Genomic DNA, 14,763 nt, shown 5'->3' on the forward strand with positions numbered 1-14,763 from the left:
TTTTGTTGCGGGTTTACCAGACCGGTAATTCGTCCTGCAGGAACGGATTATGCAATCGTTCATTTCCGAGCGTCGACATCGGCCCGTGCCCTGGAATAAAGGTCACATCGTCCCCCAGAGGCAGCAATTTGCGCTTGATCGAGTCGATCAGTTGCGCATGGTTGCCCTGCGGGAAATCGCTGCGCCCAACGCCGCCTTTAAAGACCACGTCACCAGAAACCAGCAAGCGCGACTGCGCATCAAAGAACACCACATGGCCTGGCGTATGACCAGGACAATGCAGCACCTGCAGATTCACCTTCCCGACGCTGACCGTATCGCCTTCATTCAGCCAGCGATCCGGCGTTAAAGGCTGACAATCCTCTAAACCAAACATACGGCTCTGTGCCGGTAAGCCCTGTAGCCAGAACTCATCTTGTTTTTCCGGGCCAATAATTGGCACACCATAGTGCTGCGCCAGTTCGGCTGCCGCCCCGACATGATCAAGATGACCATGCGTCAGCAATATCTGCGTCAGCGTCACGCCCGACGCTTTTACTTCGTCGATGATGCGCTGCGCATCACCACCGGGATCGACCACGGCGGCAAGTTGGGTTTGTTCACACCAGACAAGCGAACAGTTCTGGGAGAACGCGGTAACCGGAATAATGCGATAGTTCATGCTGCTCCTGTAGCTCAGGCCTGAGTTTTACCAGTGCCGTAGCGGCCCGGTATCAATATGCACAAAGTTGCTGCTGGGGTAATATCCTACACCACCAGCGCGCAGAGATAACGCAGCTTTGCGAATATTGCTCAGTGAAATCCCTTCAATATGGAAATCCATAGCCTGTCCTTTGGTGTGATAACTCTTTTTCGCCACACCGCGACTGTGCGCGCGCAGTTCATTATTGGTGTCAACAGAACGATAACCCGAAATGAGCTGTACAGGTTTGCGTGTTCCAAGCAGCCCCTGCAGACGATAAAGCTGGTCGAACAATCCCGGATCGATGCTTTTGACTTTATTCGCGCGATAATCACGGAAAAAATGGTTAAGTTTAGCTAATTCATCCTGAATATAGCCCCTGCCGTCGAAGAACTCGGCTTTAATAGATTCCCCGGTATGGAGATTATTAAGCGTCAGAATACGCGGGCGCGGAGTAGAAAGGGTGGCAAACGCCTGTACTGGCAAGAGGGATGCACCAAGGGCAACCCCACCTAGCGCAAGCAATTTGCGACGATTAGCGTCAAATTTATCCATGGTAATCAGGTCTACAGATAAAACAAAATTGAACGTAATGTATGCACTTTTGCGCACGAGAGGCACCTTACCGGGCATCAAACGCCACGTCAAGGTTGCCTCATCCCAGTAAATACGGGCTCTGTAGCCTGCAAGGCCCGTTTTTCACCTTCTCTTACGACAACGTTATTTTACGAACTGCTTCATTTACCTGATTAATTGTTCGGCTTTTGCCAGGATTTGTGCGCCCGATCGCGCCGTCAGATCATAATTGTAAATATCTGTACGATATTGCGTTCGACCATCACTCCCGACGAATGCCGTCAAATAATAAAGATTGACCGGAATATCGTGGCGAATATTAACGTAGCGGGTATCACCCTGCTTTAACGCGTCGGAAATTCGCGTATCGTTCCAGCCCGCATCCTGCAATAGCATATTCGCCAGTTCAGACGCTTTATTCACCCGTACACAGCCAGAACTCAGTGCGCGCGTCTCTCTCTGGAACAGGTTATGGTTGGGGGTATCATGCAAGTAGATGGCGTCAGAACTCGGCATATTGAACTTATAACGCCCAAGCGAGTTTTGCGCTCCCGGCGCCTGCTGGAAGCGGAAAGGCAGGTTCGACGGCGTAATCGTCGCCCAGTCGACCATGTAGGGATCGATCGCCTCGTTACTGTTCCAGCCGCGCAGCACGGTGTAGCCATGGCGTTCAAGGTATCCCGGGTCGTTCCATACTTTCGGCAGAATGTCTTTCCGTGCCAGTGTCGGCGGCACGTTCCACGGCGGGTTGACGACCACATTGTTCAGGGCGCTGCTCATCATTGGCGTCTTGCGATCCGGCCTGCCGACAATCACCCGTGAAGCCAGCACCGGGTTCCCATTGAGATAGTAAACCAGCGAATATTCCGGAATGTTAACCATAATACCGGTGGCGAGATTACCCGGCAGCAGACGCAAACGCTGGATATTTAATGCCAGCAAGCCCGCACGCTGCGCCGGGGAAACATTCAGCCAGTCACGAGTTGACTGACCAATCACGCCATCCGCATGCAGCCCCTGCCATGACTGAAAACGTTTTACCGCTTCAACCAATTGACGATCGTAGGGCCCACGCGCACTGGCCGTTTTACTCACCGGTTGCGCAGAGGGGCTAACAGCAACGTTATCTCCTGGCAGGGCTATGTTCGACCCGCCATCTAACATCCCCGAGCGTTGCAGGATCTCGCGCAAAGCAGGGATATCGTTGCTCCACTGGCCAGGACGCAGCGAAGCCTTGCCGGTCAGTTGCGGCCACGGGCGGGAATCCGCCACCAGTGACAGCAATGACTGGTGCATTACGGCATACTGCGGATGATGAGGCGCAAGAGTGTTAATAAAGGTGGGCAACGTGCCGTTATCAAGCGCCACTTGCCACTGGTTGATCACGGAAAGCGCCGGTACAGCAAGGGTGTATGGCTTATCGCTATAAAGCCAGCGCTGGCCTTTCGCCTGAATACCGGCCACAAACTGCAGGTAGCCCAGCATGGCATCTGAAAGCACAATATCGCGCGCCTGTCCGGAAACATTCGGATCGGTTAACAGCTCTACCCAGGTTGTAAATTGCGGCTGGAAACCAGCGATAGCGACTTCCGCCAGTTGTTGCTGAAATGCCTGGACGGCGTCGCGGTTGTCCCACATCGGTTTTTGCCCGCGCGCAGCATACAGCGCAGCAAGCTGATTCATATAGACCGGTGTCCAGTTAGCCGGCAATTGCGACTGCAACTGCGCCCGCACTGCCGCCACATCGACACCCGATGGATAAGGCGTGATACCGGCCATCATGGCAGTCGCCGGCGATTGCGCCAGCGGCTGTGGCAACACCGTAGGCTGTTCACCCGGCGTTGCAGAACTGTCGACAGGCACCATTTCAGGCTCATCAGCCTGCACATTAAACAGTGGAGCGAATGCAAATGCCAGACACAAACTCAGCGCTGACATCCGACGACCATACAACTTCTTAAGCAACATCCCTTGCCCCCTGTTTCTCACATTGCGCGTACGAACTTGTCATTCTCTTTCAGTATATAAACACTAAAAAGCATTTGCCTTACCTAATGTAAAGAAGTTTAAAGATAAAACCCGGTCAGGCATAGTCACAAAAATAAAAAAGGGCGACATCGCTGTCGCCCTTTCTGGTTATGCATTCGCTAGGAAGCGTCTGCCGTACCCGGCAATGTTTCCGGCAGCTGCGCGGCAAAACCCCGCAGGCCGACAACATGCACATGCTCGTTATTCTGCACGACTTTACGCACCAGTTTGTAGGTGGTGCCTTTTTCCGGACTGATATTTTCCGGTGCCGCGATGATCAGCTGCATCTCCAGGCGTTCGCAGAGTTCAAACAGTGTGGCGATAGAACGGGCATCCAGACGCGCTGCTTCATCAAGGAACAGCAGACGGCACGGGGAGATATCTTTACCACGCAGGCGACGTGCTTCATCTTCCCAGCTTTGCACCACCATCACCAGAATCGACATACCGGTACCGATCGCTTCCCCGGTCGAGAGTGCACCGGATTCCGCACGCAACCAGCCATCGGAGCCCCGGTTTACCTCTACTTCCATCTCCAGATAGTTGCGGTAGTCCAGCAGCTCTTCACCAATGGTCTGTGGCGTACGTTGCCCCATATCAATCTGCGGATTAAGACGCTGATACAGCTTCGCCAGCGCTTCCGAGAATGTCAGGCGGTTACTATTAAACAGATCCTGATGCTGCTCATGTTGTTCCGACAGCACGGTCAGCAGGGTGGCGTGGCTTTCGCGAACATTAACGTTAAGTCGCACACTGTTAACCTGGCCGAAAGAGACGCTTTGCAGCCCCTGGTTGAGCATACGGATGCGGTTCTGCTCGCGCTGGATGGTTTTACGAATAATATTCGCCACACTGCGAGAGCTGATCGCCAGTTTCTGCTCGCGGGAGGTCAGCTCTTCTGTCAGACGGCTCAGCTCGATCTCCATCTGCTCAATGGCTTCAACGGGATCGTCAGTGCGAATAATATCCTGACGGATACGCTCACGCAGATGCTGGTAGACCGCCACAAAGAACTGGATTTTGCGCTCAGGACGTTTTGGATCCTCAGACATACGCAGAACATCGCGCAGATGTTCGTTGTCTGCCACCGCCAGGCGCAGCGCACCCAGGGCCTTATCCGACATTGAACGCAACTCGTCGCCGGAGAGGTACGCCAGTTCACGTCGGTGCAGGCGGCGTTCCACGCCATTATCTTTCACCATGCGCATGACCGCGCACCAGCCTGCTTTTGCAGTCACCACCTGCTCACGCATTTCGTGGTAATCGCGCTCCAGTTTGCGTAACCGGCGGGTCAGATTGTCCATCTCCGCTTCGCAGAAGGTGAGCGCTTTTTCCAGCTGGTTACGACGTGCACGGTTAGAGGAGAGTTGCGCATGCAGCTCATCGCGGCGAATACGCGCCCGTTCCTCAGCACCGCCATCGGCGCGCACGCCAATGTCCTGCAATTCTTTTTGCAGATCGTTAAGCAGCTCTTTTTTGGTATCAAACGAACTCTTCAGTGAGGCCAGTACCTGGTTGTACTGACCGTACTGCGCGGCGTGGCTGCGCATGGCTTCGCGGGCTTTGGTACGCTCCGCTTCAGCCTGCTCCAGACGCTGGCGCAGCTTCTCGTTCAGATCGTTATTACCATTGAACATCTCCGCCGCATCCGAATAACCGAAATGCGCACGGCGCTGCACCACTTCCGCCAGCACAAAGGCTTGCTGACGCGCATCACGCTGCACTTGCTGCGACGTCGCGTAATCCGCTTTCAACTGCTCAAACTGTTCCGGGTCGCTTTGCAGCACTGACACCACCGGCTCCAGCTTCGCCAGTTGATTGCCAAACTGTTGAACAAAGCGCGCGGCTTCCTGCGCTTCGTCCAGGCGCTCCTGGATTTCGTCCACACGATCGGCCAGTGTGTCGTCCGCCAGCAGGTTGATACGTGGCAGCAAGCGGTTAAGCTGCGCCACGCCCTCTTTCGCCTGTTCGAACTGCACACGGCTTTGCTGGTTGTCGTTTTCGTGGTTATTAATAGCCCGTTCCAGCTCGCCGCGGCGGCTGTTAAGGGTACGGATTTCCGCTTCCGGATCGTCGTCAAATGCCACCGCCAGATGACTGCCAATAAAGCGGCTGAAGGCCTGATGCAGACGCTGTGTTTTTTGCACATCAAAGGAGAGCGTAGCAAAACGTTCCGCCAGCGCTTCACGCTCAGCGTGCAGACTCTCAATGCGGCTTTCACGCGCCGCGCGGCCAAACAGCGGCAGAGCCGGGAAACGGGAGTAACGCCACTGACGGTCGGCGATTTTCACCACCACCGCTTTTTCCAGCTCGTCTACGCTGAACACGCTGTCATCAAAGGATTGCGGATCGCCTTCGATTAAATAGAGATCTTCGGGGCAATCATCCAGCCCTTCCAGCATTTCGGCAATTTGCGACAGATCCGGCACCACAATCGCATGGCGTGATGGCCCATACAGCGCCGAGTAATACGGCGCATCGTCAATGCTGACATCGTCATAAATTTCCGACAGCAGCACGCCGCCAAAACGCTCCGCCAGTGCATTCAGGCGAGCATCTTCGGCCCCGCCCGGCTGGCTTAAGCGCTCAATTTCGTCATCAACCGCACGTTTGCGCGCGCCGATTTCATCACGTTCAACGATAGCTTCACGTTCCCGCTCCAGCAGTTGCTGGAGGTATTCCGTGACATCCTGACCCGATTCAAATTCTTCGCCGCTCTGCTCGCACAGTTGCGTAAGGCTGCTTTGCGCCGCCAGCCAGATGGGCGCGCGTTTGGTCAGCGACTGGATGCGCGATTGTAGCTGTTCCAGTTCCTGACGCATCGCCATACGTTGTTCGCCTGCAACGGCAACGTTATCGGACAAGGCAGCGATTTGCGCTTCCAGCGACTGGTGCAGCGCCTCAAGCTCTTCTGCGTCGTACTGTTTACCCTGGCGCTTACAGAAGTCCGCTAACATGCGTTCGGCATCCTGCTGTTCACGCAGGCGCTGTTCCAGCTCGTTCAGTCGCATACGCAACGGTTGCACCTGTTCTGCCAGATGGCGCTGGTTTACGCCGTCGCGCAGTAATTCACGGGCCACTTCCCAGGCTTCATTACGTGCCAGCGGGCCGTTGATGGCCACAACTAGCTGGTACGCCTGTTCAAACTGGCTATGGGCGGTTTGCGCTACGCTCAGTTTCTGATCCAGCGACAGCAATTTTTCCGTCGCTTCCTGCTCTTTTGCCTGGAATGTTTCCAGCCACTCGTCAGCCGTCTCCGGGGTCAGATCCGGCAGATGGCACAGCTCTTTTGCACGTTGTAAAGCCTGCAGCGCCTGGTTGTACTGGATGGCACGCGTCTGTTGCACATCCAGCGCCTGTTGGTAATCGGCAAGCTGATTTTTCAGCTCATCCACTTCCAGTTCGGCGGCTTCGGCACGCGCTTCGTTTTCTTCCTGACGTTCGGCGGCTTCCGCCACCACTTCATGTTGCTCTTCCAGGCGGATCTGCAACTCGTCGAGATCCGCCTCGTAACGCTCAATTTTTTCTTGCTGGCGCAGCGCCGTCTGCACCAGGTTCAGGTGATCGCTGGCAGCCTGATAATCGGCCTCCAGGTCCCCTTCCGATCCGGCATGCTCGGAAAGCTCCCGCGCCATATCGACATGCTTATACTGCTCCGCAGCCAGTTGCTGGCGCGAGGTAAACAGCTCCCGGCGATACTCCAGCGCTTTATCCAGATGGATCCGCCGCTCGTTGGCATGGCGCATATAATCTGCCGCCACATAGTTAGTGGCTTCGCTGATCAAATGCTTAAACAGATCGCGGTCAGACTGGGTAACACGGATGGCTTCCAGCGTCATGCGGTTTTCACGCAACGCGGCTTCCATATCCTGGAAGGCTTTACGCACGCCGCTGTTTTCTGGCAACAGGTAGTCGCGCAACGAACGGGTAATGGCGCTGGAAATCCCGCCGTATAGCGAGGCCTCAATCAGGCGATAATATTTGCTACGATCCGACGCCGAACGCAGTCGACGCGCCACTATGCCGAGATCGAACATCAGCGCATGGTAATCGGTAATGGAGTTGAACTGCTTAAACTGCACGCCCTCCATCGCATCCAGTTTGTCTTTCACTTCCTGCAACGAAAGCACGCGCGCCTGGCGCTCGTTCAGCGTTTCGGTTAACAGTTGTGTCGGCAGCATGGCCGTCGGCAACCCCTGAATGGCAAAGGGTTTGATATCCACTTTGCGATCGCGCCCGGCGACTTGCTGCAGACGCACCCCCACCAGCACGCGCTGATGCCGGGAGTTAATCACATCCAGCACCGAGTAACAGACCCCTGCTTTCAGTTTCCCGTGCAGGCCCTTATCACGCGAACCGGAGGTCGCCCCGGCTTCGGTAGTGTTACGGAAGTGCAGCAACGTCAGATCCGGAATAAGCGCGGTGACGAAGGCCGCCATGGTGGTGGATTTCCCTGCACCGTTGCCCCCGGAGAGGGTTGTTACCAGCTCATCCAGGTCAAAGGTGCGGGCAAAAAAGCCGTTCCAGTTAATCAGCGTTAGCGAACGAAATTTTCCGCGTTCAATCATTACTCTTCCTCCGAGCTATCCGGCTGATTGTCTTCCGGCTCATCATTGAGCTGCAGGTGGTTTTCCACAGGCATTGCCTCACCGTCGCGGATCATGCGCAGTTGCGCTTCACGCGGATCATCGCCAGAGCGCACATCTGCGCCGAAACGGAACACCGATTCGGTAATGCGGAACTTGCTGCTGTCATTGCCCATAAACCAAATCATGCCCAACCGGCGCAGGCGATTTAATGAGGAACGGACTTTCTCCTGCAATTTTTGTCGATCAAGATCTGAACCGGTCGAACGGTTGTTGACCAGCTTCAGCAGTTTCGGTTCATCCGCCAGCGACAGCAATTCGTCATACAGCTCTTGTTGGGTAAAGATGCCTTCATTAGCCAGACGTTCCGGGCTGAGATAGAGGTAGCAAAGGATTTTTCCGACCATCATATCCAGTTCCGACAGTACTGAGCGCGGAATAAGCGTGGTAGAACGCGGGCGCAGATAGAAAAAACCTTCAGGCGCACGGATCAGCTCGACGTTATAGCGGGCATAAAACTCTTCCAGATACTCCTGGAAATCCATCAAAAAGGCGTGATTATCCAGTTCATCCAGGCCGATATGTCTACCCGCGCGCAGCGCGCTGTCCAGCGCCGGAAAAAGAGGGTTTGCCAGCGCCTGCGCCAGTTTGACTGGCATCACTTGTTCAATATTTGTCGATGACATGCGCCTGTACCTTGGCTCCGTAATCATTAATCGGCTGCCATTTCGGCGGCAGGCCGGTGAAATCTGCTTGCGCTACGCCAAGACGTACCGCCTGATCAACCACAATGCGCGCCACGTCGAAATGACGAACGCGGGGATACTGCGCCAGATACTCGCGAGCAACCAGACCAAGATCCAGCGGCACACCTTTCGTTTTATAGATGGCCAGTTGCTGTTCGATCATTGCTGCAAGTTGCTCTCGGATCTCGTTAAACTCTTCAAATTCCAGATCCGGCGGCAATTCGCCGGTCACTTCCTCATCGCGCAGCGCCATCTCTTCATCGCGCATATCGAGCAAACGATCGGCACTGGCGTAGGTCAGCGCCCACGGCGCATCAAAATAGGACTGCACGGACTGACGCAAGCGCTGGGCGAAGACGCGGTTTTTATCCATATCGATAGCGGTACGAATGAATTTATGTACGTGACGGTCGTACCCGATCCACAGATCGATTGCCTGCTGCCCCCAGCTAACAATACGGTCGAGCTTACTTTGCAGGTTAAATACCAGCTGATCGAGGAACTCCAGGTCAGTGTGCGCCAGGGTTGCATCCTGAATGCGCAACAAGTTGGCCTGCAACTTGTCGCCGGCAGCTTCCAGCGTATCCTGCAGTTCGCGTAATGTACCGGACGTTTCTGACAACAACAGTTCACAACTGGAAATCGCGGCGCGCCAGTCTTTGTTCAGCAACTGGGCGATATCATCCTTCACCTGCTGCTGTTGTTCGTCCATCAGTCGCTGGGTCAGATCGATGCTGTCGAAGATCTCCGCCACCGAATATTTTAACGGCGCATAGACGTTACGGTGCCAGTGAAATTCATCCCCGCCCTCGTCCGCCGCATCGGCCGCGCGTTTTAATTCGCCCGCGACGATGGAAAGCTGCATTGAGAGTCGCAACGTGGAAAATTCACGCTGACGAATATAATAATCCGTGATCCCAATGCCCAGCGGCGTCAGACGGTAGATTGCATTCCCTTCCGTGATTTCGCTGGTGAAGCGATTTAACAGACGCTGACGCACCATATCGTTAATGGCATTGTTGGCGCGCTGGCTTATCGTTTCACTGGTTTGTTCGAACGCATCACTGACGTAACGAAAAGCATCTACCAGTTCACCTTCGCTCATTTCACCATCCAGGCGCTCGCCGTTAAGCGTCGCGACAGCCAGCAAAAAAGAGAGTCTGTCGACCGGCAACGAGATGGAGAAATCATTCTTTCTGGCCCAGGCAACCAGTTCGGGGACTGTCTGGGAAAATTCACTCATCGTTTATCCTTCCATCGATTTGCGGCTTAAGCGCGGTCACGTGAATATAGCGGCCGAGACTGATATACGGCTCCTGACGGCAATAGCGCGTTTCAAGTTCCAGCAAGGCGTCAAAACAGTCGCGCTGCTGGTGCTTTTCACGCAAATAGTCATGAAAAACCCGCACGCCGGTTTTGCTGGTTATCTGCCAGCCAATCTGTTCAAGCCAGCCGTAAACATCCGCAGGAACCCGGGGATAGTCCGGAGAAAGGGTGCGCTTTTTGCGTTTCGGCATGCCTGCCTGCACGTAGTCGAAATTCCCTGCCACCATGTTGTGCATTAACAGCCCGTCGGCATTGTAAAACATCAATGACAGCGCTCCGCCCGGGCGCAGCATCGACCATAAGGTCTGCAATACACTGACGGGTTCTGCGACCCATTCAAGCACAGCATGAAACAATATCAGATCAACCGGCGATTCTAAATGCTGTGATATATCCTGAGCGGCGCATTGTACAAAATGCATGTTACCGCTCACACCTTTCTCATCCGCCGCTGTCTGCGCACGTGCGATCATCTCTTTCGACACATCGCACAACGTCACATGGTGGCCGCGTTGCGCCATACCGATCGCGGTTTGCCCTTCTCCACCTCCGGCATCCAGCACCCGCAAACGGTCTGGTTCCATTGAGGCCAGTAATACGTCCAGATCCTGCCAGAGGATCGCCTGGCGCAACTGACCTTTGGTCGTGCCATAGATATTGCGTGAGAATTTCTCCGCGATGTCGTCGAAGTTTCGATCCGTCATGGCCGCTCCGCGCTTCTGACAAAACCGCTATTTTGTCACAGCCGTACCGATAATGAACCCATCTGATGTAAGATCGGCTGAAATCGCCTGCTGTATGGTCAAAAAGGAGACGGATACGGTGCTTTTTACCCTCAAAAAATACATCGGTGGCATGATGCTGCCGCTCCCGTTTTTACTTTTGTTGATAGGTCTTGGCCTCGTGCTGGTATGGTTCAGCCGCTGGCAAAAAACAGGCAAGGCATTTATCAGTGTCGGTTGGCTGGTTTTACTGCTGTTAAGCCTGCAACCTGTCGCAGACGGTTTGTTAAAACCCATTGAGGATAAGTACCCCACCTGGCGCGGTACGCAGCAGGTGAAATACATCGTGATCCTGGGGGGAGGCTACACCTGGAATGATGACTGGGCACCCAGTTCCAATCTGATCAGCAACAGTCTGCCACGGCTGAATGAAGGGATCCGCCTGTGGCAGGCAAACCCGGGGGCGAAGCTTATCTTTACCGGTGCGGCGGCCAAAACCAATCCTGTCAGCACGGCGGAAGCCGGGGCGCGCGTCGCGGAAAGCCTCGGTATTCCGCGCAGCGAAATCATCACCCTGGATAAGCCCAAAGATACGGAAGAAGAAGCGGCAGCGGTGAAAGCTGCGATTGGCGATGATCCATTCCTGTTGGTGACCTCCGCGTCACATCTTCCCCGGGCGATGATTTTCTTCCAGCATGTTGGGCTGCATCCGCTACCCGCTCCGGCGAACCAACTGGCGATTACCTCGCCGCTCAACCCGTGGGAACGCGTGATCCCCTCCCCGGTCTGGCTGATGCACAGCGACCGGGTGGGTTATGAAAGCCTGGGCAGGGTCTGGCAATGGCTGAAAGGCAGTTCAGGCGAGCCAGGGGAGCAGTGATTTTGACGCAAGGTCGAAGTGGGTGCGGCTAAATTGCCCGGTGCTCACAAGTTGCGCCACTTCGTCCCATAACAGATAGAGCCAGCGTCGCCAGAGGAAGGACTCGGCCACCGGCGCACGCTGCAAATAGTGCCAGAGCAGATCTTCCGCCTGGTTGCCATCGACCAGGCGAAACAGCTCATACTCTCGCGGCGCCCAAAGCATTATACCCGGCCCGACCATTGCCAGCAGTTGATCGCTGCGTGCATCTTTCAGCATGCTGCGTAAATTAAAACTACCGTGCACTAACACGCAGTTGTCGTTAAACCCATCAAAGAGTGCGGGCAGGCATTCACGGGTACGGAATAACACACGCTTATCCTGCATGGTCAGGCCAGTATTATGATACTGGTTAAGGGTCGTCCACAGCACTTCCACCCGCTGGCGATACCAGGATGGCCAGATATTTTCCTGGGTACTGTCGACAGTGCCCACGCAGCCGTGGCTATCCTGCCGGTGCCATGCGAGTAAGCCCTCGACGATTTGATCTTTCAACTGTTCCCAGCGTTCCGGGGTCCGTGCAGGCGCTTCGACGGGCACGCCGCGCAGCCGCTCAATCAGCAACACATCTGGCCCCGGATGCTCTTCGTGGGTCATCACACCATATACCACCGGCATGCGCACCGTACCGCTGCGCGCCAGCATCGAAATCTTCCAGGCCAGCTGTTGCGCCAGACCCGGAGTAGAAAAACTCCGTGCCAGCAATGGCATCGGGTTGCCTTTACTGTCATATAACGACCAGAGTGCCGAGTCAGGTTTCTCGCTGACGCACTCCATACGACTCAGTTTTTCCCCCAGCAGATGACTTAATTCGGCGCGCAGTTGTTCCATAGAAGATTGCCCTCATCAATACTACTGCTTTTATAATGAGCGCCAGGTTGAAAGATGTCACCCTGATGAGATCAAAACATTTTAATAATTTAGCTGTTTAGAGAGAAATCCCCTCCGCAAGGAGGGGATGGAAGGATTAATGCAGTTCTGCGCGCACGCGCTCAAGATCTTCTTGCGTATCCACGCCCGTGCCGGGCACCACGCTGGCCACCGCCACATGAATTTTCTCGCCATACCAGAGCACCCGCAGTTGCTCCAGCATCTCGATCTGTTCCAGCGGACTGGTTTGCCAGCTGACATAACGGCGGATAAACCCTGCGCGATAACCGTAAATACCGATATGGCGCAAAAATGTATCGCCGATAGCGTCACGGGAAAGCGCAAAACGATCGCGGTCCCAAGGAATGGTCGCGCGGGAAAAATAGAGCGCATACCCTTCGGCATCTGTCACGACTTTTACTGCGTTGGGATTGAACGCTTCTTCTGCACTGTGGATCGGCACTGCCAGCGTCGCCATGCCGACATTACGCGCCGCCAGATTCTCTGCAACCTGGCGGATAATGGCGGGTGGGATCATCGGCTCATCGCCTTGCACGTTGACAATGACGGTATCATCGCTAAAGCCGCATTTTTCTACCACTTCCGCCAGGCGCTCGGTGCCAGACTGATGATCGGCACGGGTCATGCAGACTTCGCCGCCGACCGCTTCCACCGCACGCTTAACATCTTCATTGTCTGTCGCCACGATAATGCGTTCGGCTCCCGATTCACGGGCGCGCTCCAGTACATGCACGACCATCGGTTTGCCATTGATATCGACCAGCGGTTTTCCTGGCAGTCGCGTGGAAGCGTAACGCGCGGGAATGATCACCACAAAACTCATGGACGGCTCTCTTCAGCAGTTAACGAACGCGCTTCGTTTTCCAGTAACACAGGAATACCGTCACGCACCGGGAAAGCAAGGCTATCGACTTTGCAGATCAGTTCCTGCTTATCCTGGGTGTAGTAAAGTTTGCCGTTACAAACCGGGCAGGCGATGATTTCAAGTAAACGGTGATCCATTTTTCCTCCTGATGCACCGACGATTAACGGGTTAAGCTTAACATATTCAATTCTTACACCGCGCCTGTTTCCAGGCCTGCGCGCGCAGCCATAAATAACCCCTCCGGCAAGCGGGAGAAGGTCACCCTCTGCGCGCCCTGCCAACGGGCAAAATCTGTTATTGCCCCTTGCAGCCCCTTTTCCAGCGAGGCGCCCGGCTTGATACCGTCTTCAAGATAGAGCGCAATGACCTCCAGTACCCCATCTTTCCGGTGCATTTTGGCGTCCATACGCCCGACCAGACGCCCCCGATGCAACAGTGGCAGGACAAAATAACCGAACTGCCGTTTAGGTGCCGGGGTATAACACTCAAGCCGGTAGCTGAAACCAAATAACTGCTCCGCGCGTTTACGATCCCAGACGACCGGATCAAACGGCGACAGCACAGCGCTGTGCGTGGCGCGAAGCTTATCAGACTGCGCCTGCTCAAGCAGCGGCAATAACCCGGCATGCAGCCAGGCTGGCCCCAGTCGTTCAACCATTACCGGGTAAATCTTCTCTTCAGCCTGCATACGCTCCAGTAAAACAGGCAAAGCGGGCCGACGCAGACGGTAATAATCCGCCAGCCATTGCGCACGAAATATCCCCAGGCTGCGGGCGCTGTTCGCCAGCATGTGGTATTCCGCCTCCGCCTGCGGCAGCAGATCGCGGTCATCGTTCCAGTGCGGCATCACCCGGTGCGTTAAATCATACACCCGCTGAAAATTTCGCCGCTCAATCACCATTACCTTTCCGGCCGTAAACAATCCCTCCAGGTGGCGCTTATGCGGCTTCCACTCCCACCAACCGCTGGTCCCTTTACGCGGGTGTTCAAAATCTGCTGAGCGTACCGGGCCATGCTGCTGAATATGGGCAATCAGTTGCGCGATTTCACCCGCATGCTCTTCCATCCAGGCCTGGCGATATTTCCAGCCCATCTTATCCGGCGACAACATCCGGTGCCGCACAAGGGGAAAATCTTCGCGTGGCAGAAAGCAGGCTTCATGCGCCCAGTATTCCATCAGTTCGCCGCCGCTTAGCGCCTGGTCAAGCCACTGCTGCGGATAGGCACCCAGCCGGCTAAATAGCACCAGATAAGGGCTGCGGGCAACAATGTTGATCGTGTCGATCTGCAATAGCGACATACGCTTAATAGTTTGCAGGATATCGCCGGGCGTTGCCCGACGGGATGGTTTACGCAGCAAGCCCTGGGCGGCGAGGTGTAAATGACGGGCAGCGGTCAATGAAAGGTGCGGCACAGACATGG

The 14,763-nt window shown here is 55.1% G+C and carries 12 protein-coding genes; 1 reads left to right on the plus strand and 11 read right to left on the minus strand.

Annotated elements, in window-relative coordinates; translation table 11 throughout:
* Positions 1–13: 13 nt before the first annotated feature.
* The 7 genes from ACUY4S_RS14945 to cmoM form a co-directional block, all read right to left on the minus strand.
* A complete protein-coding gene (locus ACUY4S_RS14945) occupies positions 14–661 on the minus strand; it encodes an MBL fold metallo-hydrolase (RefSeq protein ID WP_312688623.1) in 648 nt (215 codons plus the stop codon).
* Positions 662–688: 27 nt separating this feature from the next.
* On the minus strand, positions 689–1,237 hold the full coding sequence (gene mepK, locus ACUY4S_RS14950; RefSeq protein ID WP_458021587.1) for a peptidoglycan L,D-endopeptidase MepK: 549 nt from the start codon (positions 1,235–1,237) through the stop codon (positions 689–691).
* A gap of 186 nt (positions 1,238–1,423) precedes the next feature.
* On the minus strand, positions 1,424–3,226 hold the full coding sequence (ldtD, locus tag ACUY4S_RS14955) for a L,D-transpeptidase (RefSeq protein WP_458021588.1): 1,803 nt from the start codon (positions 3,224–3,226) through the stop codon (positions 1,424–1,426).
* A gap of 179 nt (positions 3,227–3,405) precedes the next feature.
* Entirely contained in the window at positions 3,406–7,854 is a 4,449-nt protein-coding gene (mukB, locus tag ACUY4S_RS14960; RefSeq protein WP_312688617.1) for a chromosome partition protein MukB, read from the minus strand.
* Positions 7,854–8,558, minus strand: coding sequence for a chromosome partition protein MukE (mukE, locus tag ACUY4S_RS14965; protein WP_312688615.1), 705 nt, complete (start codon positions 8,556–8,558; stop codon positions 7,854–7,856). Before mukE ends, mukB begins: the two co-directional genes overlap by 1 nt.
* Positions 8,539–9,861, minus strand: a complete 1,323-nt coding sequence (mukF, locus tag ACUY4S_RS14970) for a chromosome partition protein MukF (protein ID WP_312688613.1) — start codon at positions 9,859–9,861, stop codon at positions 8,539–8,541. The genes mukE and mukF overlap by 20 nt, the downstream gene beginning before the upstream one ends.
* A complete protein-coding gene (gene cmoM, locus ACUY4S_RS14975) occupies positions 9,854–10,648 on the minus strand; it encodes a tRNA uridine 5-oxyacetic acid(34) methyltransferase CmoM (protein ID WP_312688611.1) in 795 nt (264 codons plus the stop codon). Before cmoM ends, mukF begins: the two co-directional genes overlap by 8 nt.
* 118 nt (positions 10,649–10,766) lie before the next feature.
* Between cmoM and elyC the strand changes: the two genes are divergently transcribed.
* Complete coding sequence (gene elyC / locus ACUY4S_RS14980; protein ID WP_458021589.1) at positions 10,767–11,546, plus strand: envelope biogenesis factor ElyC; 780 nt, start codon at positions 10,767–10,769, stop codon at positions 11,544–11,546.
* On the opposite strand, the gene ACUY4S_RS14985 is transcribed toward elyC, so the two are convergent.
* The 4 genes from ACUY4S_RS14985 to ACUY4S_RS15000 all read right to left on the minus strand — a co-directional run bounded on the left by ACUY4S_RS14985 (position 11,523) and on the right by ACUY4S_RS15000 (position 14,761).
* Positions 11,523–12,416, minus strand: a complete 894-nt coding sequence (locus tag ACUY4S_RS14985; protein ID WP_312688607.1) for a YcbJ family phosphotransferase — start codon at positions 12,414–12,416, stop codon at positions 11,523–11,525. The genes elyC and ACUY4S_RS14985 overlap by 24 nt on opposite strands.
* A 136-nt stretch (positions 12,417–12,552) precedes the next feature.
* A complete protein-coding gene (kdsB, locus tag ACUY4S_RS14990; protein WP_312688605.1) occupies positions 12,553–13,299 on the minus strand; it encodes a 3-deoxy-manno-octulosonate cytidylyltransferase in 747 nt (248 codons plus the stop codon).
* The gene (ycaR, locus tag ACUY4S_RS14995; RefSeq protein WP_312688603.1) at positions 13,296–13,478 is read right to left on the minus strand and encodes a protein YcaR; all 183 of its coding nucleotides are present in this window, start codon (positions 13,476–13,478) and stop codon (positions 13,296–13,298) included. The genes kdsB and ycaR overlap by 4 nt, the downstream gene beginning before the upstream one ends.
* Before the next feature lie 53 nt (positions 13,479–13,531).
* Positions 13,532–14,761 (minus strand): winged helix-turn-helix domain-containing protein, encoded by a 1,230-nt coding sequence (locus ACUY4S_RS15000; protein WP_458021590.1) that lies wholly within the window; start codon positions 14,759–14,761, stop codon positions 13,532–13,534.
* Positions 14,762–14,763: the final 2 nt, after the last annotated feature.

This window comes from Kosakonia beeri, from assembly GCF_054165705.1.

Bases quoted from the DNA above. Each gene is read 5' to 3' on its own strand.
- ACUY4S_RS14945 (WP_312688623.1), bottom strand. From the start codon at position 661: ATGAACTATCGCATTATTCCGGTTACCGCGTTCTCCCAGAACTGTTCG.
- mepK (WP_458021587.1), bottom strand. From the start codon at position 1,237: ATGGATAAATTTGACGCTAATCGTCGCAAATTGCTTGCGCTAGGTGGG.
- ldtD (WP_458021588.1), bottom strand. From the start codon at position 3,226: ATGTTGCTTAAGAAGTTGTATGGTCGTCGGATGTCAGCGCTGAGTTTG.
- mukB (WP_312688617.1), bottom strand. From the start codon at position 7,854: ATGATTGAACGCGGAAAATTTCGTTCGCTAACGCTGATTAACTGGAAC.
- mukE (WP_312688615.1), bottom strand. From the start codon at position 8,558: ATGTCATCGACAAATATTGAACAAGTGATGCCAGTCAAACTGGCGCAG.
- mukF (WP_312688613.1), bottom strand. From the start codon at position 9,861: ATGAGTGAATTTTCCCAGACAGTCCCCGAACTGGTTGCCTGGGCCAGA.
- cmoM (WP_312688611.1), bottom strand. From the start codon at position 10,648: ATGACGGATCGAAACTTCGACGACATCGCGGAGAAATTCTCACGCAAT.
- ACUY4S_RS14985 (WP_312688607.1), bottom strand. From the start codon at position 12,416: ATGGAACAACTGCGCGCCGAATTAAGTCATCTGCTGGGGGAAAAACTG.
- kdsB (WP_312688605.1), bottom strand. From the start codon at position 13,299: ATGAGTTTTGTGGTGATCATTCCCGCGCGTTACGCTTCCACGCGACTG.
- ycaR (WP_312688603.1), bottom strand. From the start codon at position 13,478: ATGGATCACCGTTTACTTGAAATCATCGCCTGCCCGGTTTGTAACGGC.
- ACUY4S_RS15000 (WP_458021590.1), bottom strand. From the start codon at position 14,761: ATGTCTGTGCCGCACCTTTCATTGACCGCTGCCCGTCATTTACACCTC.